24 protein-coding genes are annotated in these 25,836 nt (G+C 58.6%); 18 read left to right on the plus strand and 6 right to left on the minus strand.

The genetic code is table 11. The features are described 5' to 3' along the window. The first annotated feature begins 36 nt into the window (after positions 1–36). From nsrR to rlmB, 3 genes are all read left to right on the plus strand, one after another. Positions 37–480, plus strand: coding sequence for a nitric oxide-sensing transcriptional repressor NsrR (gene nsrR / locus ASF13_RS09710; protein ID WP_056235422.1), 444 nt, complete (start codon positions 37–39; stop codon positions 478–480). 16 nt (positions 481–496) lie between these two features. Next, positions 497–2,941, plus strand: a complete 2,445-nt coding sequence (gene rnr, locus ASF13_RS09715) for a ribonuclease R (protein WP_056235425.1) — start codon at positions 497–499, stop codon at positions 2,939–2,941. Positions 2,942–3,040: 99 nt separating this feature from the next. Beyond that, positions 3,041–3,775 (plus strand): 23S rRNA (guanosine(2251)-2'-O)-methyltransferase RlmB, encoded by a 735-nt coding sequence (gene rlmB, locus ASF13_RS09720; protein ID WP_056235428.1) that lies wholly within the window; start codon positions 3,041–3,043, stop codon positions 3,773–3,775. A 51-nt stretch (positions 3,776–3,826) separates the two neighbouring features. On the opposite strand, the gene bsmA is transcribed toward rlmB, so the two are convergent. Then, complete coding sequence (gene bsmA, locus ASF13_RS09725) at positions 3,827–4,141, minus strand: biofilm peroxide resistance protein BsmA (RefSeq protein WP_056235432.1); 315 nt, start codon at positions 4,139–4,141, stop codon at positions 3,827–3,829. Between the two features lie 246 nt (positions 4,142–4,387). Between bsmA and yjfP the strand changes: the two genes are divergently transcribed. The 5 genes from yjfP to rplI all read left to right on the plus strand — a co-directional run bounded on the left by yjfP (position 4,388) and on the right by rplI (position 6,927). Beyond that, the gene (gene yjfP, locus ASF13_RS09730) at positions 4,388–5,137 is read left to right on the plus strand and encodes an esterase (protein WP_056235435.1); all 750 of its coding nucleotides are present in this window, start codon (positions 4,388–4,390) and stop codon (positions 5,135–5,137) included. 345 nt (positions 5,138–5,482) lie between these two features. Further along, the gene (gene rpsF / locus ASF13_RS09735; RefSeq protein ID WP_056235438.1) at positions 5,483–5,878 is read left to right on the plus strand and encodes a 30S ribosomal protein S6; all 396 of its coding nucleotides are present in this window, start codon (positions 5,483–5,485) and stop codon (positions 5,876–5,878) included. Between the two features lie 6 nt (positions 5,879–5,884). Continuing rightward, on the plus strand, positions 5,885–6,202 hold the full coding sequence (priB, locus tag ASF13_RS09740; RefSeq protein ID WP_056236364.1) for a primosomal replication protein N: 318 nt from the start codon (positions 5,885–5,887) through the stop codon (positions 6,200–6,202). 4 nt (positions 6,203–6,206) lie between these two features. Beyond that, on the plus strand, positions 6,207–6,434 hold the full coding sequence (gene rpsR / locus ASF13_RS09745) for a 30S ribosomal protein S18 (RefSeq protein WP_002210155.1): 228 nt from the start codon (positions 6,207–6,209) through the stop codon (positions 6,432–6,434). 40 nt (positions 6,435–6,474) lie between these two features. Next, complete coding sequence (gene rplI / locus ASF13_RS09750) at positions 6,475–6,927, plus strand: 50S ribosomal protein L9 (protein ID WP_056235441.1); 453 nt, start codon at positions 6,475–6,477, stop codon at positions 6,925–6,927. A gap of 95 nt (positions 6,928–7,022) precedes the next feature. Here the strand turns inward: rplI and ASF13_RS09755 are convergent, their stop codons facing one another. Next, positions 7,023–7,565, minus strand: coding sequence for a LysM-like peptidoglycan-binding domain-containing protein (locus ASF13_RS09755; RefSeq protein WP_056236366.1), 543 nt, complete (start codon positions 7,563–7,565; stop codon positions 7,023–7,025). Between the two features lie 49 nt (positions 7,566–7,614). On the opposite strand from ASF13_RS09755, the gene ASF13_RS24655 reads away from it, so the two are divergent. After that, a complete protein-coding gene (locus tag ASF13_RS24655) occupies positions 7,615–7,965 on the plus strand; it encodes a hypothetical protein (protein WP_162237188.1) in 351 nt (116 codons plus the stop codon). Beyond that, positions 7,946–8,566 (plus strand): FKBP-type peptidyl-prolyl cis-trans isomerase, encoded by a 621-nt coding sequence (fklB, locus tag ASF13_RS09760; RefSeq protein WP_056235443.1) that lies wholly within the window; start codon positions 7,946–7,948, stop codon positions 8,564–8,566. Before ASF13_RS24655 ends, fklB begins: the two co-directional genes overlap by 20 nt. 212 nt (positions 8,567–8,778) lie before the next feature. Here the strand turns inward: fklB and ASF13_RS09765 are convergent, their stop codons facing one another. Then, complete coding sequence (locus tag ASF13_RS09765) at positions 8,779–10,716, minus strand: bifunctional 2',3'-cyclic-nucleotide 2'-phosphodiesterase/3'-nucleotidase (protein ID WP_056235446.1); 1,938 nt, start codon at positions 10,714–10,716, stop codon at positions 8,779–8,781. A 303-nt stretch (positions 10,717–11,019) separates the two neighbouring features. On the opposite strand from ASF13_RS09765, the gene cysQ reads away from it, so the two are divergent. Continuing rightward, on the plus strand, positions 11,020–11,766 hold the full coding sequence (cysQ, locus tag ASF13_RS09770) for a 3'(2'),5'-bisphosphate nucleotidase CysQ (RefSeq protein ID WP_056235449.1): 747 nt from the start codon (positions 11,020–11,022) through the stop codon (positions 11,764–11,766). Between the two features lie 209 nt (positions 11,767–11,975). Here the strand turns inward: cysQ and ASF13_RS09775 are convergent, their stop codons facing one another. Next, positions 11,976–12,530 carry a YtfJ family protein gene (locus tag ASF13_RS09775; RefSeq protein WP_056236368.1) on the minus strand — a complete coding sequence of 185 codons (555 nt, stop codon included), beginning with the start codon at positions 12,528–12,530 and terminating at the stop codon, positions 11,976–11,978. Positions 12,531–12,850: 320 nt separating this feature from the next. Here ASF13_RS09775 and ASF13_RS09780 point away from each other — a divergent pair, with 320 nt between their 5' ends. Beyond that, positions 12,851–13,057 (plus strand): DUF1107 domain-containing protein, encoded by a 207-nt coding sequence (locus tag ASF13_RS09780; protein ID WP_056235452.1) that lies wholly within the window; start codon positions 12,851–12,853, stop codon positions 13,055–13,057. Between the two features lie 93 nt (positions 13,058–13,150). On the opposite strand, the gene ASF13_RS09785 is transcribed toward ASF13_RS09780, so the two are convergent. Next, positions 13,151–14,479: a hemolysin family protein gene (locus ASF13_RS09785; RefSeq protein ID WP_056235456.1), complete on the minus strand. Its 1,329-nt coding sequence runs from the start codon at positions 14,477–14,479 to the stop codon at positions 13,151–13,153. 475 nt (positions 14,480–14,954) lie between these two features. On the opposite strand from ASF13_RS09785, the gene ASF13_RS09790 reads away from it, so the two are divergent. From ASF13_RS09790 to ASF13_RS09815, 6 genes are all read left to right on the plus strand, one after another. Further along, entirely contained in the window at positions 14,955–16,694 is a 1,740-nt protein-coding gene (locus tag ASF13_RS09790; RefSeq protein ID WP_056235460.1) for an autotransporter assembly complex family protein, read from the plus strand. Continuing rightward, complete coding sequence (locus tag ASF13_RS09795; protein ID WP_056235463.1) at positions 16,691–20,461, plus strand: translocation/assembly module TamB domain-containing protein; 3,771 nt, start codon at positions 16,691–16,693, stop codon at positions 20,459–20,461. Before ASF13_RS09790 ends, ASF13_RS09795 begins: the two co-directional genes overlap by 4 nt. A gap of 2 nt (positions 20,462–20,463) precedes the next feature. After that, entirely contained in the window at positions 20,464–20,814 is a 351-nt protein-coding gene (locus ASF13_RS09800) for a gamma-glutamylcyclotransferase (protein WP_056235466.1), read from the plus strand. Between the two features lie 413 nt (positions 20,815–21,227). Beyond that, the gene (locus ASF13_RS09805) at positions 21,228–21,899 is read left to right on the plus strand and encodes a type 1 fimbrial protein (RefSeq protein WP_056235469.1); all 672 of its coding nucleotides are present in this window, start codon (positions 21,228–21,230) and stop codon (positions 21,897–21,899) included. Between the two features lie 64 nt (positions 21,900–21,963). Then, positions 21,964–22,668 (plus strand): fimbria/pilus chaperone family protein, encoded by a 705-nt coding sequence (locus ASF13_RS09810; protein WP_072166342.1) that lies wholly within the window; start codon positions 21,964–21,966, stop codon positions 22,666–22,668. Between the two features lie 48 nt (positions 22,669–22,716). Further along, positions 22,717–25,122 carry a fimbria/pilus outer membrane usher protein gene (locus tag ASF13_RS09815; protein ID WP_158239897.1) on the plus strand — a complete coding sequence of 802 codons (2,406 nt, stop codon included), beginning with the start codon at positions 22,717–22,719 and terminating at the stop codon, positions 25,120–25,122. A gap of 55 nt (positions 25,123–25,177) precedes the next feature. Here the strand turns inward: ASF13_RS09815 and ppa are convergent, their stop codons facing one another. Beyond that, the gene (ppa, locus tag ASF13_RS09820) at positions 25,178–25,708 is read right to left on the minus strand and encodes an inorganic diphosphatase (protein WP_056235473.1); all 531 of its coding nucleotides are present in this window, start codon (positions 25,706–25,708) and stop codon (positions 25,178–25,180) included. Positions 25,709–25,836: the final 128 nt, after the last annotated feature.

The raw sequence follows: 25,836 nt of genomic DNA on the forward strand, positions 1-25,836 counted from the left end.
GACGGCATGAGTTCAGGCTGTCTCTCTGAGGTCACTGTGCAGCTAACCAGCTTCACCGATTACGGTTTACGCGCGCTGATCTTCCTTGCCTCTCTGCCGGAGGGGAAGATGACCAGCATTAGCGAAGTTACCGACACCTACGGCGTGTCGCGTAATCATATGGTCAAAGTTATCAATCAACTTAGCCGTAACGGTTATGTCGCTGCCGTGCGGGGTAAAAACGGCGGTATTCGTCTGGGTAAACCAGCCAGCGATATCGTTGTCGGCCAGGTGGTGCGCGATATGGAGCCACTGCAGCTGGTCAACTGCAGCGTGGAGTTTTGCCATATTACCTCCGCCTGCCGCCTGAAGAAGGCGCTGTATGACGCCGTGCAGAGTTTTCTGCGCGAACTGGATAATTACACTCTGGCCGATCTGGTTGAAGACAACCATCCGCTCTACAAAATTTTGCTGACTGAACGACCTTCACTCAGCAGCTGACAACGGAGGAACCTCGATGTCAAAAGATCCTTTTCAGGACCGCGAAGCTGAGAAATACGAAAACCCGATTCCCAGCCGCGAATTTATTCTTGCTCATCTGGATAAACGGACGAGCCCGGCCAGCCGTGAAGAGCTGGCAGACGAACTCGCCATTAGCGGCGAGGAGCAGACTGAAGCGCTGCGCCGCCGCCTGCGCGCCATGGAACGCGATGGTCAGCTGGTGTTTACCCGCCGCCAGTGCTACGCGCTGCCGGAACGCCTCGACCTGCTGAAAGGCAAAGTGATCGGCCACCGCGACGGCTTTGGCTTCCTGCGTATTGAAGGCAGCAAGGACGATCTCTACCTCTCTGCCGAACAGATGAAAATGTGTATGCATGGCGACGTGATCCTCGCGCAGGCGATGGGCGCCGACCGCAAGGGCCGCCGTGAAGCACGTATGGTGCGCGTGGTTGAGCCGCGCAATGGCCAGATCGTTGGTCGCTACTTCACCGAGAGCGGTGTGGGCTTTGTAGTCCCGGACGACAGCCGCCTGAGCTTCGATATCCTGGTGCCGGCCGAAGAGCTGATGGGCGCGCGCATGGGTTATGTGGTGGTGGTGGAGCTGACCCAGCGTCCGACCCGCCGCAGCAAAGCCGTCGGTAAAGTGGTGGAAGTGCTGGGCGACAATATGGGCACCAGCATGGCCGTCGATATGGCGCTGCGCACCCATGATATTCCGCACGTCTGGCCGGAAGCGCTGGAAAAACAGATTGCCGGCCTGAGCGAAGAGGTGCCGGAAGAGGCGAAACGCGGTCGTGTTGACCTGCGCGACCTGCCGCTGGTGACCATCGACGGCGAAGACGCCCGTGACTTCGATGACGCAGTGTTCTGCGAACGTAAACGCGGCGGCGGCTGGCGGCTGTGGGTAGCGATTGCTGACGTCAGCTACTACGTGCGCCCGGGGACTCCGCTGGATGATGAAGCGGTCAACCGCGGCACCTCGGTCTACTTCCCTTCACAGGTGGTACCGATGCTGCCGGAAGTGCTGTCTAACGGCCTGTGCTCGCTGAACCCGGAAGTAGACCGCCTGTGTATGGTGTGCGAGATGACTATCTCGTCTACCGGTAAGCTGACCGGCTACAAGCACTACGAAGCGGTAATGAACTCCTTTGCCCGCCTGACCTACAACAAGGTGTGGAACATCCTGCAGGGCAATCAGGAGCTGCGTCAGCAGTACGAGCCGCTGGTACAGGACCTGGAAGAACTGCACCGCATGTACCTGGCGCTGGAGAAATCCCGCGAGCAGCGCGGCGGCATCTCGTTCGAAACGGATGAAGCCAAGTTTGTCTTCAACGCCGATCGCCGCATCGAGCGCGTTGAGCTGGTGGCGCGTAACGATGCCCACAAGCTGATTGAAGAGTGCATGATCCTGGCGAACATCGCCTCGGCGCGCTTTGTTGAGAAGAACAACGAACCGGCGCTGTTCCGCGACCACGATCGCCCAAGCGATGAGAACATCAAGAGCTTCCGCTCGGTGCTGAACGAGCTGGGCCTGACGCTGCCGGGTGGAACGAAGCCACAGCCGCTGGACTACGCCGACCTGCTGAAGCAGATCGCCGGCCGTCCGGATCACGAAATGCTGCAGACCATGCTGCTGCGCTCAATGAAGCAGGCGGTGTACGATCCGGAAAACCGTGGCCACTTCGGCCTGGCGCTGGCCTCCTACGCCCACTTCACTTCACCCATCCGCCGCTACCCGGACCTGCTGCTGCACCGTGCGATTAAGTACCTGCTGGCAAAAGAGAACGGCAGTGAGGCCAACACCACGCCGACCGGTGGCTACCACTACGATCTGCAGCAGATGCTGCATTTCGGCCAGCACTGTTCGATGACCGAACGCCGGGCGGATGAAGCCACCCGCGACGTAGCGGACTGGCTGAAGTGTGACTTTATGCAGGACCAGGTCGGCGAAGCCTTTACCGGCGTGATCTCCAGCGTGACCGGTTTTGGCTTCTTCGTGCGCCTGAACGACCTGTTTATCGATGGCCTGGTGCACGTCTCCTCGCTGGATAATGACTACTACCGGTTTGACGCCGTCGGCCAGCGCCTGATCGGCGAATCCGGCGGGCGCAGCTATCGCCTCGGCGATACGGTTGAAGTACGGGTTAACGCGGTGCATATGGACGAGCGCAAAATCGACTTTGCGCTGATCTCCAGCGCCCGTAAACCACGTGGCGAAGGTAAAACCGAGCGCGAGCGTGAGAAGCGTGGCGGTGCGAAAAACAGCGGCAGCCGCCGTCGTGCGCCGCGTAAAGGTGCCAGTGCCGAGCGTGACAGCAGCGCCCGTGCGCCGAAAGAGCAGGCAGCCGCGCCGGGTGATAAAGCGGAGAAAAAGCCGCGCAAACCGTCTGATAAAACCCGCAAAATTGCTGCAGCCACCCGGGCAAAACGCAGCAAGAAAAACAGCGGCAGCGAGCAGTAGCGCCTGCCGGGCGGCGCGTGTCGCCCGTTGCTCTTAACGTCCGGGGCGCAGCTTGTCTGCGCCCCGGCAGCATAATTAACGAACCACCGGATTGATGAGATGAGTGAAATTGTATTTGGTATTCACGCCGTGCAGGCGCTGCTGGACAGCGATCCGCAGCGTTTCCAGGAAGTGTTTATCCAGAAGGGCCGCGATGACCGCCGCCTGACCACGCTGGTAAAGGCGCTGGAAGCGCAGGGCATCGTCATCCAGGTGGCGAGCAAGCAGGTGCTGGATAACAAATCCGAAGAGGCGTCCCACCAGGGCATCATTGCCCGCGTGAAGCCGGGGCGTCAGTATCAGGAAGGGGATATCCCGGACCTGCTGGCCAGCCTGGAGAATCCGTTCCTGCTGATCCTCGACGGCGTTACCGATCCGCACAACCTCGGCGCCTGCATGCGCAGCGCGGATGCGGCCGGCGTACACGCGATCATCGTGCCGAAGGATCGTTCTGCGGCGCTTAACGCGACGGCTAAAAAAGTGGCCAGCGGCGCGGCGGAGCATATTCCGCTGATCCGTGTGACTAACCTGGCGCGCACCATGCGCGTGCTGCAGGAAGCCAACGTATGGATCGTCGGCACCGCAGGGGAAGCCGATCACGACGTCTATCAGAGCAAAATGACCGGCCCGCTGGCGCTGGTGATGGGTGCCGAGGGTGAAGGCATGCGTCGCCTGACCCGCGAGCACTGTGACGAACTGATCAGCATTCCGATGGCGGGCAGCGTCTCCTCGCTTAACGTTTCGGTCGCCACCGGCGTCTGTCTGTTTGAAGCGGTACGTCAGCGCGCGAAATAAGTATTCCGGGGCGCGTTCGCGCCCCGTTTATCCTCTGTCTGCCGACCCGCGTTACTGCACGCCTTCCGCCGGGCGATACAGCAGCGCCGAGGCGTACCACATGCCAGGTGCGACCGTCTCTCTTACTAACTGAATCTGATAATACGTTGCCCCCGCCGCCTGCGCTTTAGCGGCCAGCGCCCGTTCGGCGTCATCCGGTGAGCCGCGCACGGTGACGGTGGTGCTGCCGATTCTGCTCAGGCCAGCGCTCTGCGCACGGTTGATCTCCTGCGGCTGGCCGGTTGGCGGCGGCGGTGGCTGCGGCGTGGTGGTGAATACGCTGCAGCCGCCGAGCAGCAGCGCGGTAATCAGAAGGACGTTGCGCATAGTTGACCCACTCTCCTCATCTTTTGTTTAAGTTTAGGCTATGGATATGAAAAATAATCGGGTTTACCCTGGACGTTTCTGTGCGCAGGATTAATTTATCCCGCTTACACTGTTGAGCGTTGTCGCGTTGTCGCGTTGTCGCGTTGTCGCGTTGTCGCGTTGTCGCGTTGTCGCGTTGTCGCGTTGTCGCGTTGTCGCGTTTTACATTGCCGCTTGCTGCCGCGGCTGATTTTACCAGGAGAGCCGATGATTGAGTTGAATACCGAAACCTTCGCGGGCATCGAGTGCCTGCATGCTGCGCCGGCCGGTAAGCGTGAACAACCGCTGCCGACGGTTCTGTTTTATCATGGTTTTACCTCCTCCAAAGAGGTTTATGCTTACTTCGCGGTGGCGCTGGCGCAGGCCGGTTTCCGCGCCATCCTGCCTGATGCCGATCAACATGGCTCACGCTATAACGGTGATACAGAGCACCGGCTCAGCCATTTCTGGGAGATCCTGCGCAGCAATATCGATGAACTGCCGCAGATTGAGCAGGCGCTGCGTGAGCAGCAGCTGATCGCGGGCAGCCGGCTGGCGGTCGCCGGGGCGTCGCAGGGCGGTATGACCGCGCTGGGGGCGCTGGCGCGTTATCCGCAGCTGACCAGCGGTGCCAGCCTGATGGGCTCCGGCTACTTCAGCCAGCTGGGGCAGACGCTGTTCCCGCCGCTGGTGGCCCGCTCGCCGGAACAAAAGGCGCAGCTGGCCGCCCGGCTGGCCCCGCTGGCGGAGTACGAGGTCAGCCATCAGCTGGCGAAGATTGCCAGTCGCCCGCTGCTGGTGTGGCACGGCGATGCTGATGAGGTGGTGCCGGTTGCCGAAAGCGTGCGGCTGGAGAAAGATCTGCGCGAGGCCGGTCTGAACGATAACCTGACGTATCTGACCGAAACCGGCATCGGGCATCGCATCACGCCTCCGGCGCTGACGGCGCTGACAGCGTTCTTTACGCATCACCTGTAATCGTCCGGCGGGGCCAGTACCGATCTGATGGCGTACTGGCCCCGCCTGCGTGATGCCGGGTTAACCCTGTCTTGCGCAACCGGTTGAGCGCCCCTGCCGGCCTGGCCGGGGCCTGTTACGGGCGGGTCTGCCGTAGCGATCTCCTGTTAATCTGCATTCGCATCCGCTCGCCTTGCGCCGCGCGCGAGTTATTTACGGCTTCTTCGATCTTTACCTTGAGTTAACCCCCTATCGCCAGTATGATTACGCGTCAATTTTTCAGCCGTTCACAAACACGTTCCTTGCTTCCATGGGCCACGGTTGACCCTGACAGGAGGCTGAATAATCCGTAAGGAGCAAAATACGATGCGTCATTACGAAATCGTTTTTATGGTTCATCCTGACCAGAGCGAACAGGTTCCTGGCATGATCGAGCGTTACTCTGCAACCATCACTGGTGCTCAGGGTACGATCCACCGCCTGGAAGACTGGGGCCGCCGTCAGCTGGCTTACCCGATCAACAAACTGCACAAAGCTCACTACGTTCTGCTGAACGTGGAAGCCCCGCAGGAAGCGATCGATGAGCTGGAAACTAACTTCCGCTTCAACGACGCCGTTATCCGCAGCATGGTTATGCGCGTTAAGCACGCCGTAACTGAAGCATCTCCGATGGTTAAAGCGAAAGACGAGCGCCGTGAGCGTCGTGAAGATTTCGTTAACGAAACCTCTGATGATGCAGATGCTGGGGATTCTGAAGAGTAATTGTCCGTGACGGTCAATCGCCTGATGCTGTCTGGTACCGTGTGCAAGACGCCAGTGCGAAAAATAAGCCCGTCAGGAATTCCACACTGTCAGTTCGTGCTTGAGCACCGTTCTGAACAGGTGGAAGCCGGTTTTAACCGGCAGGCCTGGTGCCGGATGCCGGTGATTATCAGCGGCAAAGCCCATCAGGCCATTACTCAAAGTATAACGGTCGGTACGCAGCTTACCGTTCAGGGCTTTATTTGCAGCCATCAAGGGCGCAACGGTCTGAACAAAATGGTACTGCATGCCGAGCAGATTGAATTGATAGATTCTGGAGACTAGCCTAATGGCACGTTATTTCCGTCGTCGCAAGTTCTGCCGTTTCACCGCGGAAGGCGTTGTAGAGATTGATTACAAAGACATCGCTACGCTGAAAAACTACATTACCGAAAGCGGTAAAATTGTCCCGAGCCGTATTACCGGTACTCGTGCAAAATACCAGCGCCAGCTGGCTCGCTGCATCAAGCGCGCCCGCTACCTGTCCCTGCTGCCATATACTGATCGTCATCAGTAATACGGCCGCCGTCTATTAACGACTTAAAGAGGATAAGGTAATGCAAGTTATTCTGCTTGATAAAGTAGCAAACCTGGGAACCCTGGGCGACCAGGTCAACGTTAAAGCGGGCTACGCTCGTAACTTCCTGGTACCACAGGGCAAAGCTGTTCCTGCTACCAAGAAAAACGTTGAGTTCTTCGAAGGCCGCCGTGCAGAACTGGAAGCCAAACTGGCTGACGTTCTGTCTGCAGCTAACGCACGTGCTGAGACCATCAGTGCACTGGGCACCGTTACCATCGTGTCTAAAGCAGGCGACGAAGGCCGGCTGTTCGGTTCTATCGGTACCCGCGACATCGCTGACGCTGTAACTGCAGCTGGCGTTGAAGTGGCTAAGAGCGAAGTTCGTCTGCCGAACGGCGTTCTGCGTACTACCGGTGAGCACGAAGTGGACTTCCAGGTTCACAGCGAAGTCTTCGCTAAGCTGATCGTGAAAGTAGTCGCTGGCGCGTAATTGCTCCCAGCGCAGTAAAAACGCCGGCCTCGCGCCGGCGTTTTTATTTCTGCCGGCAGCGGGCGTTCTTCCTGCTGCCGGCGGCGATGCGCCGGTTACTGTGCCCGGATAAAACTGCCGTCCGGCTGACGGGTAAACAGGATCTCACCGCTGGCCCCCTGCAGCGTTAAGCCGTTCACCACCCCCTGCGCGTTCTGACGAATTTTGACCTGCTGACCGCTACGTAAGGTACTCAGCGGACGATCCGCCCCCTCTACCTGTGCCATCGAAAACACGTCGTTGACCGGCAGATTATTGTCGCGGAACAGCTGTGCCAGCGTCTGGCCGGAAGAGATAGTGTAGCTGCTCCACTGCCCCTGAGTATCACGCTGGGCGGTGGCCGGGGCGTTTAAATCGCCTTCGATCGTAGCCTGCAGCGGCACCTCTCGCGGCGCGGAGCCGTTCTGTAACGGGGTTTCCACCGCGCGCTGCGGTGCGGCGGACGGCCATAAAAAGGCCAGTAAAATCACCAGCACGGCAATGATAATGCCGCGACGGTGCGGTAGTGGCAGCGGATCCATCCAGCTGATCCGATCCGGCAGGTGCCAGAGCCGGATCAGCCATTCGGGGGCGCGCAGCGCGCGGAATGCTCCTGGCATGTCGTTCTCCTTCTGACGCGAAAAACGCGCAGTCAGTGAGTTTTTGATCGTGCTGATCTTCAACCAGGAAGCGGCAAGCGGCGGGCTCCTGCGTTTCCTGCGGGCAATCTGGCCCATTAATACCTCTGAGTACACTGTAGCTGAACCACTCTTGGCCGGGAAACTTTGTTGGTCATCTTCATCTCACACGACGCGTTTTTTCACGCATTTCGCATCAGATCGGATTTTTTGCCCGGCGACAATCAGGCAAGGCTTAAAATTGGTAATGATATTGTTTCTTTTTCCGGTACAAAAGTCACCTGCGGAAGATGAGATTTTACGCCCGTTCGCTGCGCTGTTATGCTTCGGGCTGGTTTTTATCAATGATGAAAGGAAAATTCATGTCTACCCCTTCTTTTGACAGTGTTGAAGCGCAAGCAAGTTACGGTATCGGCTTACAGGTCGGTCAGCAGTTACAGGAATCCGGCCTGCAGGGTCTGCAGCCCGAAGCGCTGTTAGCGGGCCTGCGCGACGCGCTGGAAGGGAATGCTCCTGCTGTCCCGGTTGACGTGGTACACCGTGCGCTGCGCGAAGTCCACGAGCGTGCAGAAGTGGTGCGCAGCGAGCGCCAGCAGGCGCTGGCCGTAGAAGGTCAGAAATTCCTCGAAGAGAACGCCCAGCGTGAAGGCGTGAACAGCACCGAAACCGGTCTGCAGTTCAGCGTGCTGACCCAGGGTGAAGGTGCGATCCCGTCCCGTCAGGACCGCGTGCGCGTGCACTACACCGGTAAACTGATCGACGGCAGCGTGTTCGACAGTTCCGTACAGCGCGGCGAGCCGGCTGAGTTCCCGGTGAGCGGCGTGATCCCAGGCTGGATCGAAGCGCTGACCCTGATGCCGGTCGGTTCTAAATGGCAGCTGGTGATCCCACACAACCTCGCCTACGGCGAGCGCGGCGCCGGTGCCTCGATCCCGCCGTTCAGCACCCTGGTATTTGAAGTCGAGCTGCTGGAAATTCTGTAAGCCGCTTTGCGGCGGGCGGTGCGATCGCCGCCCGGGCAAAATAAAAGCCATCACCGTCTTCACGGTGATGGCTTTTTTATTACCGGCGGCTGCCATTCTGATAATCCCCGGCGGGATCCCCATCCGGTCACGTCTGCAGCCTGACCGGGTTACCGGCCTGTGGCTTCAGGTGGGACGGGGCCGGTTGTTACCCCGTCCGGGGGAGTGCAGGCTCAGTTCAGCGTAATGCGGTAAATAGCAAAGCCGTTTTGATCGCTGCCCACCTGCTGCAGCGGATACTGCGCGTGGCTCTTAATAAAGGTGGCAGCCTTTTCCCCCGGCGCGGTCTCAAAGCGGATATCCAGCGGCGTGCTGCTGACGATCGGTGCCAGCTTCCAGTTATTATCCGCCTGCGGTTTTACCTCGCCGTGGGCTTTAGTCTGCGCGCTGATATAGGCGGCCACCACCGAACGGTTTTCATCCGGCGAGGCAAACGCCACCTGCTGCTCGCCGGTACCGGCAAAGCTGCCGCCGTAGGCGCGGTAATTATTGGTGGCAACGAGGAAGGAGGCCGCCGGATCGACGGGTTTGCCGTTCCAGGTCAGATTACGGATGCGCGAGGCGTTCTTATCACGTAACTGACACGCCGCATCGTAGCGTGCGGGCTGGGTCACGTCGATCTGGTAGTTCACCCCGTCGATGGTATCGAAGTTGTAGGTGCGGTAATCCCAGTTAATCAGCGACTGCGGCTGGCTGTTGTGAATATCGATCTGATTAAACTGCCCGGCGCTGCACTCCAGCCACTCTTTGACCTGCGCGCCGCTGACCTTAAGCACCACCAGCGTATTCGGGTAGAGATAGAGGTCGGCAGCGTTGCGCAGGGTCAGCGCACCCTTGTCGACCTCAACGTAGCTGGCCGGATCGTTTTTACGGCCACCGGCCTTGAACGGCGCTGCGGCAGAAAGTACCGGCAGCCGCGCCAGGTCCGGATCGCCCTGAACAGCCTTGCGGGTATAGTCCGCCTGGGCATCGTTGACGATCTGCACGGTCGGGTCATCCTGCACCAGCGACAGATAGCTGGCCATCACCGCCGCCGAGCGGCCAATCGGCTGGCCGACGAACTGGCGCGTGGCGTCGTGGTCGGCGGCCAGCACCTTCACCAGCGCCGGATCTTCTGCCGCCAGCGATTTTTTCGCCGCGCGATCGTAAATCGGCCGCGCTTCGGCCCGCGCCGAGCTGACCTGCCAGCGGCCCGCGTCATCGTTCAGCACCAGATCGACCACGCCAAGATGATCGCCCCACATGCCGGGCATCACAGCCGGTACGCCGTTCAGCGTGCCCTGTTTAACGTCCGCGCCCTTGATGCCGGCGAAATCCTCACCGGGGAACACCGCGTGGGCGTGGCCAAACATAATCGCATCGATGCCTGGCACCTGGCTCAGGTAGTAAACGGAATTTTCCGCCAGCGCGTGATACGGCTCGCTGGAGAGTCCGGAGTGGGGGATGGCAATCACGATATCCGCGCCCTGTTCACGCATTACCGGCACCCACTTCTTCGCGGTGGCGGTGATATCATCAACGGTCACCTTGCCGCTGAGGTTGGCCTTATCCCACGTCATAATCTGCGGCGGCACAAAGCCGATATAGCCGACCTTCAACGTATGCGTTTTGCCGTCGCGGTCCCGCACCGTTAGCGGCTCAATCAGATACGGGGTAAACAGCGGTTTTTTACTGACGGCATCAATCACGTTGGCGTTGATATAGGGGAAGCGCGCGCCTTTAATGGCCTTTTGCAGGTAATCCAGCCCGTAGTTGAACTCGTGATTCCCGAGGTTGCCAACGCGGTAGTCCAGCGTATTCATCGCCTTATACACCGGATGCACCTCACCCTCATGCAGCCCTTTGGCCGCCACGTAGTCGCCCAGCGGGCTGCCCTGGATGATATCGCCGTTATCCACCAGCACGCTGTTAGCCACCTGCGCGCGCGCCTGGTGGATTAGCGTGGCGGTGCGCACCAGGCCATACTTATCGGTAGCGGTGTCCTTGTAGTAGTCAAAATCCATCATATTGCTGTGCAGATCGGTGGTTTCCATAATGCGAAAATCCACCGTGGCGGCGTGCAGCGTGCTGCTGACCAGCAGAGCGCTGAGCGTGATGCAAGGTCTGAACATGGTTTCTCCCTTTTTGTGATTCGGCAAACTGGTATAACCATCGCAGAATAGTGTGAAACTGTGTTGAGTCGTCAGTGGAAAACGTGATGGAATGCAGGTTTTTCATCTGCATCGGGCGGCTGAAGCCATAGTGCGGATGACGGCAGAAAAAATGTCTCTGCCTCATGTTCTGGGTTATGCTGTTGATAATTAACGGCATCACAAAGCGCAGGCCGTGCAGCGTTGCGCCGGCCAGTGGCTCACCCGCGATCGATGAGCGCACGGCGATGATGCCGCATCCTATCAGGCTATCGGGAGGTCAACATGTTAGATAACATCTGCCAGCTGGCGCGTGACGCAGGCGTGGCGATTATGCAGGTCTATAACGGCCAGGCGCCGCTGGACGTAGCGCACAAGTCGGATGATTCGCCGGTAACCGCCGCCGATATCGCCGCACATCAGGTGATTATGGCCGGGCTGCAGGCGCTGACCCCGGAGCTGCCGGTACTGTCAGAAGAGGATCCGGCGAGCTGGGAGGTGCGTCAGCACTGGCAGCGCTACTGGCTGGTCGATCCGCTGGACGGCACCAAGGAGTTTATCAAGCGTAACGGCGAGTTCACCGTCAATATCGCGCTGATCGAGGGCGGTAAGCCGGTGCTGGGCGTGGTGTATGCGCCGGTGACGGACGTGATGTACTCGGCGGCCGGGGGCAGCGCGTGGAAAGAGGCCAACGGTGAGAAGACGCGCATCCGGGTGCGTGAGGCGCATCCGCCGCTGGTCGTCATCAGCCGTTCCCACGCCGACAAGGATCTGGAGCTGAAGGAGTATCTCAGCCAGCTTGGCGAGCATCAGACCACCGCCATCGGTTCGTCTCTGAAGTTCTGCCTGGTGGCCGAAGGCGAAGCGCAGCTCTATCCGCGCTTCGGACCGACCAATATCTGGGATACCGGTGCCGGCCACGCCGTGGCGCTGGCCGCCGGGGCGCACGTCACCGACTGGCAGGGCAACACGCTGGATTACACCCCGCGCGAGTCGTTCCTCAATCCGGGCTTCCGCGTGTCGATCTTCTGACTGGCACCGATCGGATACCTCTGGCGGCCTTATTCAGGCTGCCAGAAACGCCTGGCCTTTATCGCCAGCGAGATGATGCGGTACTCAGTCCCGGCGCTAAGCACCCTGCAGCCTCTGCGCAGTGGCTGATTTTAGCAAACGTCAGAGGGTAATTCCTGCCCGTTCTGCCGCAGCTTCCGGGAGTAGCGTCTTTTCAGAGCAGCGGCTTCTTATTCCAGCAGTTTGTGCAGTAATGCCATCACCTGCTTAACCTCGTCCTGAGTCAGCGCGCCGTCTTTGGCAAACTGCACCTGCCCCTGCTTATCCAGCACCACGATCGCCGAACCGCCTTCATTCAGCTGCCACGCCTGCCTGGCTGCACCGTTGCTGTCGACGATAAACTGTGACCAGGGGAACTGCTGCTTATTGCCCTCAATGCTGCTGCGCACAAACATGCCGGTGCCGGGAATGGCGTCATCGGTGTTGACCAGGGTGGTGGTCTGATAACGATCGTGCGGCAGCTTTGCCGCTTTAATCGCCTCGATCAACGCGGCGTTCTGCTCTTTAGCGGAAGAGCGGCCGGCAATATGTTGAAGCACGCGAACTTTTCCGGGTAACTGCGCGCTGTTCCAGTTTTTATAGCTAAACTTATCATGTTGCCACAGCAGTTCTCCGCGATCGGCGATACCGACCGGGGCCACGCGCTGGCCGGTATGGAAGTTGTGGGCCGCAACGCCGAGCGGCAGTAACAGGCAGAGAAGGGCGGTAAAACGCGATGCACTCATCATGGAAGCTCCACTGTTTGTGTGATCCGACCAGTTGGTCATATCACTGCAATAATAAGTGCGGATGATGCGCCTGTCGCAGCGAAGTGTCAGCTTTGCTAGCTGCCGCACAAATCCCTTTTAACTGAAGGTTTATACTGGTTGCAGAGCGTCAGGCAACAGAGAGTTCTGTCATGATGTGTAAAATCAGTAAAAAAATTCAATTTTAGGAACATTCGCCGCTGGCTGTGTTCTATAGTACAGGTACTTTGCGCTTCACGGATGCTGGCCCGATTAGGCCGCGACGAAGCGTACGTTCAATATTCAGGAGTAGAAAGAGAATGAAAATTTTCCAGCGTTACAACCCACTGCAGGTGGCAAAGTACGTCAAAATCCTGTTCCGCGGCCGTTTATATATCAAGGACGTCGGGGCATTTGAATTTGATAAGGGCAAAATCCTGGTGCCGCGTGTTAAAGACAAGCAACATTACAGCGTGATGTCAGAGGTTAACCGTCAGGTACTGCGTCTGCAGTCTGAGTTTAACTAAAGTGAAAAAAGGCACCCGTGGGTGCCTTTTTAGAGAGTCAGCTGCAGGCCGCATCGATCGCTCAGTGCGGCTACGGGCGCAATCTTCCGCCTTTTACTTTTCGGTCTCTGCCGCCTTCGGCAATATTGCCGCGGCCGGACGCTCATCCACTCGCGTCACCAGCAGCTGGTCGATGCGGTAGTTATCAATATCCACCACCTCAAACTTATAGCCCTGCAGCTTGACGAAGTCGGTACGCTTCGGGATTTTGCGCAGCATAAACATCATAAAGCCACCGATGGTTTCATAGTTGCCGGACTGCGGGAACTGATCGATATCCAGCGCGCGCATCACGTCTTCAATCGGCGTTCCTCCCTCAACCAGCCACGAGTTCTCGTCACGCGCGACAATCTGCTCTTCCATCCCCGGGCCGACCAGGTCGCCCATCAGCGTGGTCATCACGTCGTTGAGGGTGATGATACCGACCACCAGCGCGTATTCGTTCATAATCACCGCGAAGTCTTCACCCGCCGCTTTAAAGCTTTCCAGCGCCTCTGACAGCGTCAGCGTATCCGGCACGATCAGCGCCGAACGGATCTGCACGCCGCTGTTCAGGGTCATACTCTGATTGCCCAGCACGCGTAACAGCAGCTCTTTTGAATCGACGTAGCCGACCACGTGATCGATATCTGAGTTACACACCAGGAAACGCGAGTGCGGGTGGCTGGCAATCTTCTGCTTCAGGCTGGTTTCGTCTTCATGCAGGTCAAACCACACCACGTTCTCGCGTGAGGTCATCGACGACGGCACGGTGCGTGACTCCAGCTCAAACACGTTCTCAATCAGCGCGTGCTCCTGTTTACGCAGCACGCCGGCCAGCGCGCCGGCTTCCACCACCGCGTAAATATCGTCGGAGGTGATATCGTCTTTACGCACCAGCGGGATCTTAAACAGGCGGAAGATGATGTTGGCGCCGCCGTTGAAGAACCACACCAGCGGGGTGAACAGGAACAGGCAGAAACGCATCGGGTTGATGATCCTCAGCGCCATGGACTCCGGCGCAATCATGCCCAGACGTTTCGGGAACAGATCGGCAAACAGGATAAACAGGCTGGTGACCAGGGTAAATGAGCAGATAAAGCTCAGGCGCTCGGCCAGCTCCGGTGCGACGATGCGCTCAAACAGGGAACGAAAAGCCGGAGTGAAGGCGGCATCGCCGACGATACCGCCAAGGATCGCCACCGCGTTCAGGCCGATCTGCACCACGGTGAAGAACATGCCCGGGGTTTCCTGCATTTTCATCACGCGCTGCGCGTTGACGTTGCCTTCGTCGGCCAGCAGCTTAAGCTTAATTTTACGCGCGGCCGCCAGAGAGATTTCTGACAGTGAAAAGAATGAGCTGATGGCAATCAGCAGTAAGATGACAAGCAAGCTGTCTAACATAGAACATCCATACAAAGGCTCGGCGCCGATCGTCAATCTGCATTGAAATTGCGCTGCAACGCGTGGCCGGGTTAAGTACTTGTCATTTTTGGCCTGGGCAGCGCGCGAGATTCTGCGGGCAATAGATGGTGCTTACAGGGCTATCCGTGCCAAAAATGTCTGCGCCAGTTCGGCTGAAACGCCGGGGCAGAAGGGTTATCGGGGCTGTTGAACAGCCACCGGCAGTGATTATAGCCTTGCCGGTGAATGCTTACAATTGCGGCATTAATCGCTGACCTTAACCGGGGTTGTAACCCTGTGGGGTTTCGCCGACAATATTCAGCTAATTTGCGTTAATTTAACCGGATTGCCGATCCTCAGCTTTTTTTCATCACTTATCGTCATTTTTGCCAATCCGTAGCGCACATTAAGCTACTTTATAGTTACCAGGGTGGGCCCGGCGGAGTGCGGGCTGGCATAACACAGGGGAGCACGCGTGCCGAGATTTCCAATCTATTGCATCTGTGGCCTGCTGATCGCCGCACCGGCCGCTCAGGCGGCCAACGTGCGTTTGCAGGTCACCGGATTATCCGCAGAGTTACAAAAAAACGTCAGGGCACGTTTGTCCACCATCAGCAGCGATGAAGTGAACGCCGACGGTCGCTTTCGCGCAAGGGTCAGTGACGCGATCAAACAGGGGCTGAAGGCGCTGGGCTACTATGAGCCGCAGATAGACTTCGAACTGTTGCCCGCTCCGGCCAAAGGCGGCCGTCCCGTGTTGCTGGCCAGAGTCAGCGCCGGGGAACCGGTAAAGATCGCCGGAGAAACCATCATCCTGCGCGGTGATGCGCGGACGGACAGCGACTACCAGCAGCTGGTACGCGACGGCAAACCGGCCATCGGCAGCATCCTCAACCACGGCAAATACGATAAGTTTAAAAGTTCGCTGAGTAATATGGCTCTGCGCAAAGGTTACTTTGACGGCGATTTTAAAAAGAGCCAGCTCGGCGTGGCAGTGGAACGGCGTGAAGCGTTCTGGGATATCGACTATGACAGCGGGCAGCGTTACCGCTTTGGCGCAGTGACCTTTGAAGGGTCGCAGATCCGCGAAGACTATCTGCAAAACCTGGTGCCGTTCAAGCAGGGTGATTACTACAACTCACGCGATCTGGCGGAGATGAACCGCCGCCTGTCGGCCACCGGCTGGTTTAACTCGGTGGTGGTGGCACCGGACTTTAAACAAGCGCGTAACAGCAAAGTGTTGCCGCTACATGGCGTGATGTCGCCGCGTACCGAGAATACCATTGAAACCGGCGTGGGCTACTCCACCGACGTCGGCCCGCGGGTGAAGGCCACCTGGAAAAAACCCTGGGTCAACGATCGTGGTCACAGCTTTTCCACCAGCGCCAATATCTCTGCGCCCGAGCAGCAGCTGGATTTCAGCTACAAAATGCCGCTGCGTAAAAGCCCGCTTGAGCAGTACTACCTGGTGCAGGGCGGGGTGAAACGCACCGACCTCAACGACACCAAATCCGACTCCACCACCCTGGCCGGCTCACGCTACTGGGACAGCTCCAGCGGCTGGCAGCGCGCCATTAACCTGCGCTGGAGCCTCGACCACTTTACCCAGGGTAAAGTCACCAACACCACCATGCTGATCTACCCTGGCGTCAGCGTTAACCGTACCCGCTCGCGCGGCGGGCTGATGCCGGACTGGGGGGATTCGCAGCGCTACTCGCTGGACGTCTCCGACACCACCTGGGGCTCTGACGTCGATTTCGCGGTGATGCAGGCGCAGAACGTCTGGATCCGCACCCTGGAAGAGAAGCACCGCTTTGTGGTGCGCGGCAATCTCGGCTGGATCGAGACCAACAACTTCGAGAAAGTGCCGCCGGACCTGCGTTTCTTCGCCGGTGGCGATCGCAGCATTCGCGGCTACAAATACAAGGGCATCTCCCCGCGTGACGATGAAGGCAAGCTGACCGGTGCCTCCAAACTGGCTACCGGCTCGCTGGAGTATCAGTACAACGTCACCGGCAAGTGGTGGGGGGCGGTGTTTGTCGATTCCGGTGAAGCGGTAAACGATATCAAGCAGAGCAACGTTAAGACCGGTGCCGGCTTCGGCGTGCGCTGGCAATCACCGGTGGGGCCGATTAAGGTCGATATCGCCCGGCCAATCGGTGACAGGGACGATCGTGACATTCAGTTTTACATTGGACTGGGGCCTGAACTATGAAGTGGTGGAAAAAGGGCCTGACTGGCATTCTGATTTTTATCGTACTGCTGCTGGGCGGCGTGGCGTTCTTAATCGGCACCACCAGTGGCTTACATCTGGTGCTGAATTCCGCGGCGCGCTGGGTTCCGGGGCTGGCGATCCAGCAGGTGGACGGCGGCTGGCGTAACCTGACGCTTAAAGGCGTAAAGTATGAGATGCCGGGCGTGGCGGTCAGCGCCGGGGAGTTCCACCTCGCCGTGCAGCTCAGCTGCCTGAAGAACAGCGCTTTCTGCATCAACGACCTGTCGCTGAAAGACGTCAACGTGGTGGTGGACAGCAGCAAGCTGTCGCCGGCGGCAGAACAGCCGGAAGAGCAGCAGAGCAGCGGTGACTTCAGCACGCCGTACCCGCTGAGCCTGAAGCGCATCGCGCTGCACAATATCAACGTCAAAATCGACGATACCGCGGTGTCACTGGCCGATTTTACCAGTGGCATGAGCTGGCAGGGACGCTCCCTGACGCTGACGCCAACCCATATTCAGGGATTACTGATCGCACTGCCGAAGGCGGCGATCGTTGCCGATGAGCAGGTGGTACAGCCGAAGGTGCAGAACCCGCAGCCGGATGAAAAGCCGCTGGGCGAAACGCTGCAGGCGATGTTTGCCAAACCGCTGCTGCCCGATCTGCCGCAGTTCAGCCTGCCGCTGGATCTCAGTGTGCAGCAGATCCTCGGCGAGCAGCTGCGCCTGACCGGCGACACCGATATCACCGTTAACCGCCTGCTGGTCAGGGCGGATACCGTTAACGACCAGCTGCAGCTGCAAACCTTTGACGTCGACTCACCGCAGGGGCAGCTCAATGCCAGCGGTAAGGCGACGCTGAGCGGGAACTGGCCGGTCAGCTTTAATCTGAACAGCGCGCTGAATTTTGATCCGATTAAAGGGCAGAAGATCAAAATGGCCCTTGACGGCAACCTGCGTGAAACGCTGACGCTGGCGCTGAATCTCTCCGGCCCGCTGCGCGCGCAGCTGGATGCCGATACCCGGCTGGCGGAAGCCGGTCTGCCGCTGAATATGACGCTGCAAAGCCCGCAGCTGCGCTGGCCGCTGGCCGGCGAGGCGCAGATGGCGGCGGATAACTTCAGCTTCAGCTTTAAGGGCAAAGTGACGGACTATGCGCTGTCGCTGAAGGCGGCACTGCAGGGACAGGGGCTGCCACCGGCCACCGTGACGCTGAACGGCAAAGGCAACGTCGAACAGTTTAACCTTGAGAAGCTGCGGCTGGCGGCGCTGCAGGGCACCGCCGATCTCAGCGCGCTGGTGGACTGGAGTAAAGCCATCAGCTGGCGCAGCGAACTGCAGCTGAACGGCATCAATACCGCGAAACAGTACCCGGACTGGCCGGCGAAGCTGGAGGGCAAAATCACCACCCGCGGCAGCCTGTACGGCGGCAGCTGGCAGATGCGCGTCCCGGAGCTCAGGCTGCGCGGCAACGTGCGTAATAACGCGGTGAGCGCCGACGGCACCCTGTACGGCAACAGCTATAACCAGTGGGATATTCCCGGCATTAAGCTGATTCTGGGGCGCAACAACGTCAGCCTGAAAGGTTCGCTGGGCGATAAGCTGAATCTGGACGCCGACATCGACGCGCAGCATCTGGATAACGCGCTGCCGGGCCTTGGTGGCGTGGCGAAAGGGACGATCCGCGCCCGTGGCGATCTGAAAACGCCGCAGCTGCTGGCGGACCTCACCGCCAGCGGGCTGCGCTGGCAGGCGCTGCGCGTCGGCCGCATCAAGCTTGACGGCGACGTCAGCTCCGGCGAACAGATCCAGGGCAAGCTCAAACTGCGCGTGGAGCAGCTGAAGCAGGATGCGCTGGCGGTGAACCTGCTGACCCTCGACGCCAGCGGCAGCGAGAAACAGCACCAGCTGAAGCTGAACCTGCAGGGTGAGCCGGTCTCCGGTCAGCTGGCCTTAAGCGGCAGTTTTGACCGTGCCGCCCAGCGCTGGCAGGGGCAACTGAACAACACCCGCTTCGATACGCCGGTGGGCGAGTGGCGGCTGACCCGCGCGATCGCGCTGGATTACCTTAACGCGAAGCAGACGGTGTCGATCGGCCCGCACTGCTGGCAGAACCCCAATGCGCAGCTGTGCGTGCCGCAGACGGTGGAGGCCGGCCCGTCCGGCCACGCCCGCGTGGTGCTGGAACGCTTCGACCTGGCGATGATCAAGCCGTTTATGCCGGAAGGCACCCAGGTCAACGGCGGCTTCAGTGGCGATGCCGACGTCAGCTGGACCGCCGACGGCAGGCTGCCAACCGGGCGCGTGTCGCTGAAAGGCAACGGCGTGAAGCTGGCGCAGGACGTGCAGGGCAATACGCTGCCGGTGGCCTTTAATACGCTGAACCTTAACGCCGCGCTGAAAAATGGCCAGGCGCAGCTCGACTGGCTGATCCGCATCGCCGGTAACGGCCAGCTCGACGGCAACGTGCAGATCGCCGATCCGCAGGGGCGGCGCGCCCTTTCCGGCAACGTCAATATCACCAGCCTGTCGCTGGCGATGCTCAATCCGGCGCTGATGCGCGGCGAGAAGGTCGCCGGGGTACTGAACAGCAACCTGCGGCTGGGCGGTAACCTGCAGCGGCCGCAGGTGTTCGGCCAGCTGGGGCTGCGCAACGTCGACGTTGAAGGCAGCTTTATGCCGGTGGATCTCACCACTGCTAACCTGAGCATGCTGTTTAATGGCATGAGCTCGACGCTCGAAGGAGTGATTCAGACCTCTCAGGGGCAGATTGCGCTGAACGGCGACGCCGACTGGAGCCAGCTGGATAACTGGCGGGCGCGGGTGGCGGCCAAAGGCCAGAAAATCCGCGTCACGGTGCCGCCGATGGTGCGCATGGACGTGTCGCCGGACCTGGTGTTTGAGGCCACGCCGTCGCTGTTCAACCTCGACGGCCGGGTGGATATCCCCTGGGCGCGCATCACCGTGCAGGAGGTGCCGGAGAGCGCGGTGGGCGTCTCCGCCGACGAAGTGCTGCTGGACCCGCAGCTGAAGCCGATCGCACCGAAGTCGACGGCGATCCCGATCAACAGCAACCTGATTATCCATGTGGGTGACGACGTACGCCTGAGCGCTTTCGGCCTGAAAGCGAAGCTGAACGGCGACCTGAAGCTGGTGCAGGACAAGCGCGGGCTTGGGCTGAATGGCCAGATCAACATCCCGTCCGGCCGCTTCCACGCGTACGGTCAGGACCTGATCGTGCGTAAAGGCGAGCTGCAGTTTGCCGGGCCGCCGGACCAGCCTTACCTGAATATCGAGGCGATCCGTAATCCGGAAGCGACGGAAGATGACGTCACCGCCGGGGTGCGTGTCACCGGGCTGGCCGACGAGCCGAAGGCGGAAGTCTTCTCTGATCCGGCGATGTCGCAGCAGGAAGCGCTCTCTTATCTGCTCAGAGGCCAGGGGCTGAACGCCTCCGGCAGCGACAGCGATGCATTAACCTCAGCATTAGTGGGATTGGGGGTTGCACAAAGTGGGCAGATTGTGGGTAAAATCGGTGAGACCTTCGGCGTCAGCAATCTGGCGCTGGACACTGCAGGGGTTGGCGACAGCCAGCAGGTGCAGGTCAGCGGCTATGTGCTGCCGGGTCTACAGGTAAAATACGGTGTTGGCATCTTTGATTCACTGGCGACCTTAACGTTACGTTATCGCCTGATGCCTAAACTCTATTTGGAAGCCGTGTCTGGTATCGACCAGGCGCTGGATGTGCTCTATCAGTTCGAGTTCTAGCAATGCGAATAATTGTCTATGGCAGCCTGCGACGTAAGCAGGGCAACAGTCACTGGATGACGAACGGGCAGTGGCTGGGCGATCATCTGATCGACGGTTACGAACTTTACAGTCTGGGCCATTACCCTGGGGTGGTTCCCGGGGACGGTCAGGTTTACTGCGAAGTTTACCGGATTGATGCGTCAACGCTGGGCGAGCTGGATGCGCTGCGCAGCAAGGGCGGGGAGTACAAACGGGAGCTGCTGCAAACGCCGTACGGCAGCGCCTGGCTGTATGTCTATCAGCGATCGGTAGCGGGCAGGCAACGCATCGGTAGCGGCGACTGGCTGCAGCGGGATCGGGAAAACGTCTGACTGTAGTCAGACGTCGTTACAATACGGAAACACCGCTTTGTGCGGTGTTTTTTTTATGGCGCTCTCTCCCGGTCGTAAGTAGTGCAGATTTTTACTTTTGAAAATAAAAAACAGAATATTGATCTGTATTATATTTTTATGCGACATTTGTAATTATTAAATTACGCTGACTTTTGTGCTATTAGTTTGCTTTTGATAAATAGCAAAACATCCAATTGCTTTACGGTGTGGTGTGTTTATTATTCTTGTGGATTCTGCGGATGCCTGTTGTCTTTTTATATTGGCAGGCACGTGTCAGAACATAAGCAGGGTTAACAATATTATCATGTTGTCGATCCGGATCTTAGCTGACTGTATTGACAGGGAATTATTTCCCTGCAAGCTACGTCGTTAATCAGATAAAGGAATATGCAATGAAAAAAATTACGCTAATCGCGGTGCTGATGGGCGGGATGATGGCTTCCGGAGCCGCAATGGCCGAGGGAATGGTTACCGGTGCTAAAGCGACCATGAAGGTACAGGGCACCATTCTGCCGCCTTCCTGTAACATCAGCCTTGAGGGGGCTCTCTCATTCAATAACATCAACCCCGGCTCGCTAAGTAAAGACAAATTTACCGATCTGAAAGCGGAAAAAACCCGGGTCACCGTTGGGTGCGATGGTGCATCCTACTATGGTATTCGCGCGGTGGATAACAGTGGCGCGGTGGCTGAAAAGCCGGGTGCCAACAAAGAGACCCTGTTTAGCCTCGGTAACGATGCGAATGGTAAAGCTATCGGCGTCTACACCATCAAGCTTGACCGGGATAGCAGCAGCGTGGAAGATCAGCAGGTTCAGAAAGCGTATTCGCTGCAGCCCGATAATATCTGGAAATTTGTCACTGATGAGAGCGGCTATTATTTCAAAAACGCACAGCTGGTTCCTGTTTCCGGTATGGACTTAGCCAGTGACACGGAACGTAAAGCGGTATCAAACAAAGTTTATTCGCTTGAGGTTAAGCCTTCTATTGCGCCAGTGGGCAAAAATGGCGTGCAGAGCAGTATTAATCTGAATGGCAGCACCACGTTCGAAGTTATTTATATGTAACTCCCACCACCGGCATGATTCACTGAGTTCATGCCGGTTTTTTTACCGCTCATGGAGGAATAAGATGCCCGGCTTTTCACTCTCACAGATTCTGTCACTGCTGACCCTCTTCAGCCTGTTCCCCGCCAGCGCAGTAATGCAACCGCAAACGTCGATGGTGTTAATTAATGAGTCGGCCGGTGGCGGCAGCATCAATGTGACCAATACCGATGACAAAGATGCGTTACTTTACGTTAAGGTCATTGACCTGGCGGATGACAAAAAGCCCCGACTGGTGGTGACTCAGCCGGTGGTGCGTGTGGCCGCTGGGGGTATACAGCGGGTACGTTTTATTTTGACCACCGAAGGGCCATTAACCACCGAACACCTGAAACGTGTCACCTTTGAGGGGATTCCGCTGGTTGATGATGCCGGGCAAAACCGCGTTGACGTCAATATTCGCCAGAACCTGCCGGTGATTATTCATCCGCGTGGCTTGCCGGAAAATCCAGAACCCTGGAAAGCGCTGAACTGGTCCCTGAGTAACGGACAATTAACGGTGCACAACCCCGGCGCTTACGTGGTCAGAATGGGGCAGGATATCACGGTGCTGCCCGCCGTGAAGAGCGTGCAGTTGCCGCAGGGCTATCTCCTGCCCGGGCAAAAGCTGACTCTTTCCCTGGCTGCAGCAAACGCGCCGCTGGCCGCCAGTAAAGTGCGCTTTGCAACGCTGTCTGATTATGGCTTTAAGGCCGGAGAGGTGGAACAGCCGATCGCCACTGGCCGCTGATTGATGCCTGCCCTGCAATGCCGGCAGCTTAAGCGACTCGGTCAGCTGATGCTGTTGGTCGCGAGCCTGCTGTTGTCGGCAAAGGTTGCTGCAGATGAAAACGAAAAAAAACAGTCCAGAGCCGCGCAGATCCTGCGAGCCCGTGGGATCGATCCTGACATTCTCAGCTCCCTCAATCAGGCGAACGCTTTGCCTGCGGGTGAAAACCTGCTGGATATCAGCGTGAACGGAGAGCTGAAAAGTTCGCAGCGGGTGATGACTGGCCGACAGGGGCAGATCTGTTTTACCCCCGACTTAATTGACCAGCTTGGGCTGAAGCAACCCGCACAGCTGGCTGATCCAGGCTGTATTGATTTGTCGCAGCAGCCCGGTTTTAACCTCAAAGCCGACCCGCAAAAGCTGGCGCTCAGTATTGTGGTACCGCAGCAGGCGCTGGCGGATGAGCCACAGTACAGTGGGGAGATGGGGGGGCATGGCGCGCTGCTTAACTATAACTATTACAGCGGCGTCAGCCGCGTGCGCGGCAGGCAGAGCCGCTACAGCTACCTGATGCTGGAAGATGGCATCAATATGGCCAACTGGATGCTGCGTGGCCGTCAGCAGTTGAATGAAGATCGGGGAAAGGTAAATATTAACCGGGGAACGCTGTATGCCGAACGCCCCGTTCCCGGCTGGCGCAAGCGGATTCAGTTTGGGCAAATCGGCGTCAGCAATACGCTGTTCTCGCTGGGAGAGATTGACGGTATCCAGGTCATTCCGGATCGGGGGCTGGAAAAGGACAGCAGCGAAAGCGGCAGCATTGAGGGCATTGCCGGCACCTCGCAGGCCCGGGTTGAGGTCCGTCAGTATGGCGCACTGGTGTTCAGCACGCTGGTGCCTGCGGGGCCGTTTCATTTAAACGGCATTCCACTGCACAATCTGAACGGCGACCTGGACGTCACGGTGCTGGAAACCGATGGCCATCAGCAGCGTTTCACCGTGCCCGCCAGCGCGATGCGGGTTAACCCTTCCGGAAACCGGGGGCTGTCAATCGCCGCCGGGCGGCTGAACCAGGCCGGGGAGTCGGGGAGCGGCGTCCCGGCACTGCTAACTCTGAATCAGAACTGGCAGGTTCGTCGCCTGTCGCTGCAAAGCGGGCTGCTGTTAACGAAAATGTATCAGTCACTGGGGGCCTCGCTGGCCGGGCCGGTGCTACAGGGGGCGCAGCTGGCCGCGCAAATTGTTGCGGCGAATGACAGGCAGCAGCATACCAGCAGCATGCAGCTGTCGCTGTCAGGCAGCTACAGCCTGACGTCCTCGCTCTCCTTCAATGCCAGCGTCAGTAAAAATACGCCAGGATTTGTATCCCTCGCCACGGCCAGCGCCCGCCTTGCTGAGCGATATGAAAACGACAATCTGCAGTACAGGCTCTCGGCTGGCTGGAACAGCCCGTCGGCAGGCTACTTCTCTTACAGCTACTCTGCCAGCAGTCGCTTCGGGGATAACGGTATTTCCCGTTACGATATGCTGTCATGGAGCCTCCCCTTCAGAAAGGCCATGCTGTCGGTTAACGTCTCCCGCAACCGCGGCAACAGCAGTAACCGGCAGCTCTCGGTCAACTTCAGCCTGCCGCTCGGCGGGCAGAATTTCAGCAGCTATTATCGCCGCTCAGGCAGCGGTGGGCAGTTGGGTGCGCAGATCGACGGTGCGCTGGGGAAAAACGGCACCTATTACCTCTCGTCCGGCCGGGATATGCAGGCGCGCATGCAGTCCGTTCAGGGGAGCGTTTCCGCCAACCTGCACTATACGCGCATGGCGCTGGCCGCCAGCATGAACAGCGAACAGGCGGGAAATGTCTCGCTCAGCGGCAGCGGTGGCATGGCGCTGGTCGGCAGCCATCTGCTGTTCTCCCCCCAGCCGGTCGGGCAGACTTTCGGCATGATTGAGTTGAGCGAACGGCTGGCGGGCGTGGCTGTTCGTACCCCCGGTGGCACCAGCTGGACCGACTGGCGTGGCCTGGCGCTGGCAGCGGATATTCCTGCCTGGCACCCCGCGATGTTCGATCTTGATACGGAAAGCCTGCCTAAAAACAGTGACGTGGGGAACGGGCATCACCGCCTGGCAATGGCGCGCGGGTCGGTGAAACGAATCCGCTACAACATACTGACCAGCCGGCGGGTACTGCTGACGCTGCGTCTGCCGGACGGCAGACCCGTACCCCGTGGCGGGCTGGTACGGGACGATCGGCAAAATATCATCACCACGGTACTGGATGATGGCACGATCTATCTGGAGAATTCACCCGTGAAGGGAACGCTGGAAATCGCGATTAACGGAGAAAACCGCCGCTGTCGCGTGGATTATCAGCTGAACGATGAGGGAGAAAACGATGCGCCTTATCAGCAGGTCAGCGGGGTTTGCCTGCTGCTGCCCGGTGGTGGGGAACCAACCGGTGCGGCGGTCAGGGCCGGGTAAACCTCAGCCCTGACGCGAATGCCTTAACGCGGGCACCGGGGCGCCCGCCGGGCACTTATTTCTTCGCAGCACGCTCGAAGGAAGAGACGATTTCGGCTTTCGCCGCGTCCACGCCTTCCCAGCCGTCAACCTTCACCCATTTGCCTTTTTCCAGCGCTTTGTACTGCTCGAAGAAGTGGGTGATCTGGCCGCGCAGCAGCTCAGGCAGGTCGTTCACATCTTTAATGTGATCGTACTCTTTGCTCAGCTTGCTGTGTGGCACTGCAACAACCTTGGCATCTTCGCCTGACTCGTCGGTCATCTTCAGCACGCCCACCGGACGGCAGCGGATCACTGAACCTGGCTGCAGCGGGTACGGGGTTGGCACCAGCACGTCAACCGGGTCCCCATCCAGCGACAGGGTATTGTTGATGTAGCCATAGTTGGCCGGGTAGAACATCGCCGTCGCCATAAAGCGGTCAACGAACAGTGCGCCCGTCTCTTTGTCGACTTCGTATTTGATCGGTGAGGCGTTAGCCGGGATCTCGATCACAACATAGATATCGTCTGGCAGATCTTTGCCAGCTGGCACGTGGTTCAGGCTCATGATGAATTCCTTCAATCGTTGCAGGTTGAGTGGCGGCTATTATAGCCATCTCTCCCTCTGTTGCACTCCCCTTTTATCTGCCTTTCAGACTCTCCTGAGTCAGTCAGCGCCCGTCAGCACAGTGGCTG

The sequence above is a fragment of the Erwinia sp. Leaf53 genome, from assembly GCF_001422605.1.
Classification (GTDB): Bacteria; Pseudomonadota; Gammaproteobacteria; order Enterobacterales; family Enterobacteriaceae; genus Erwinia.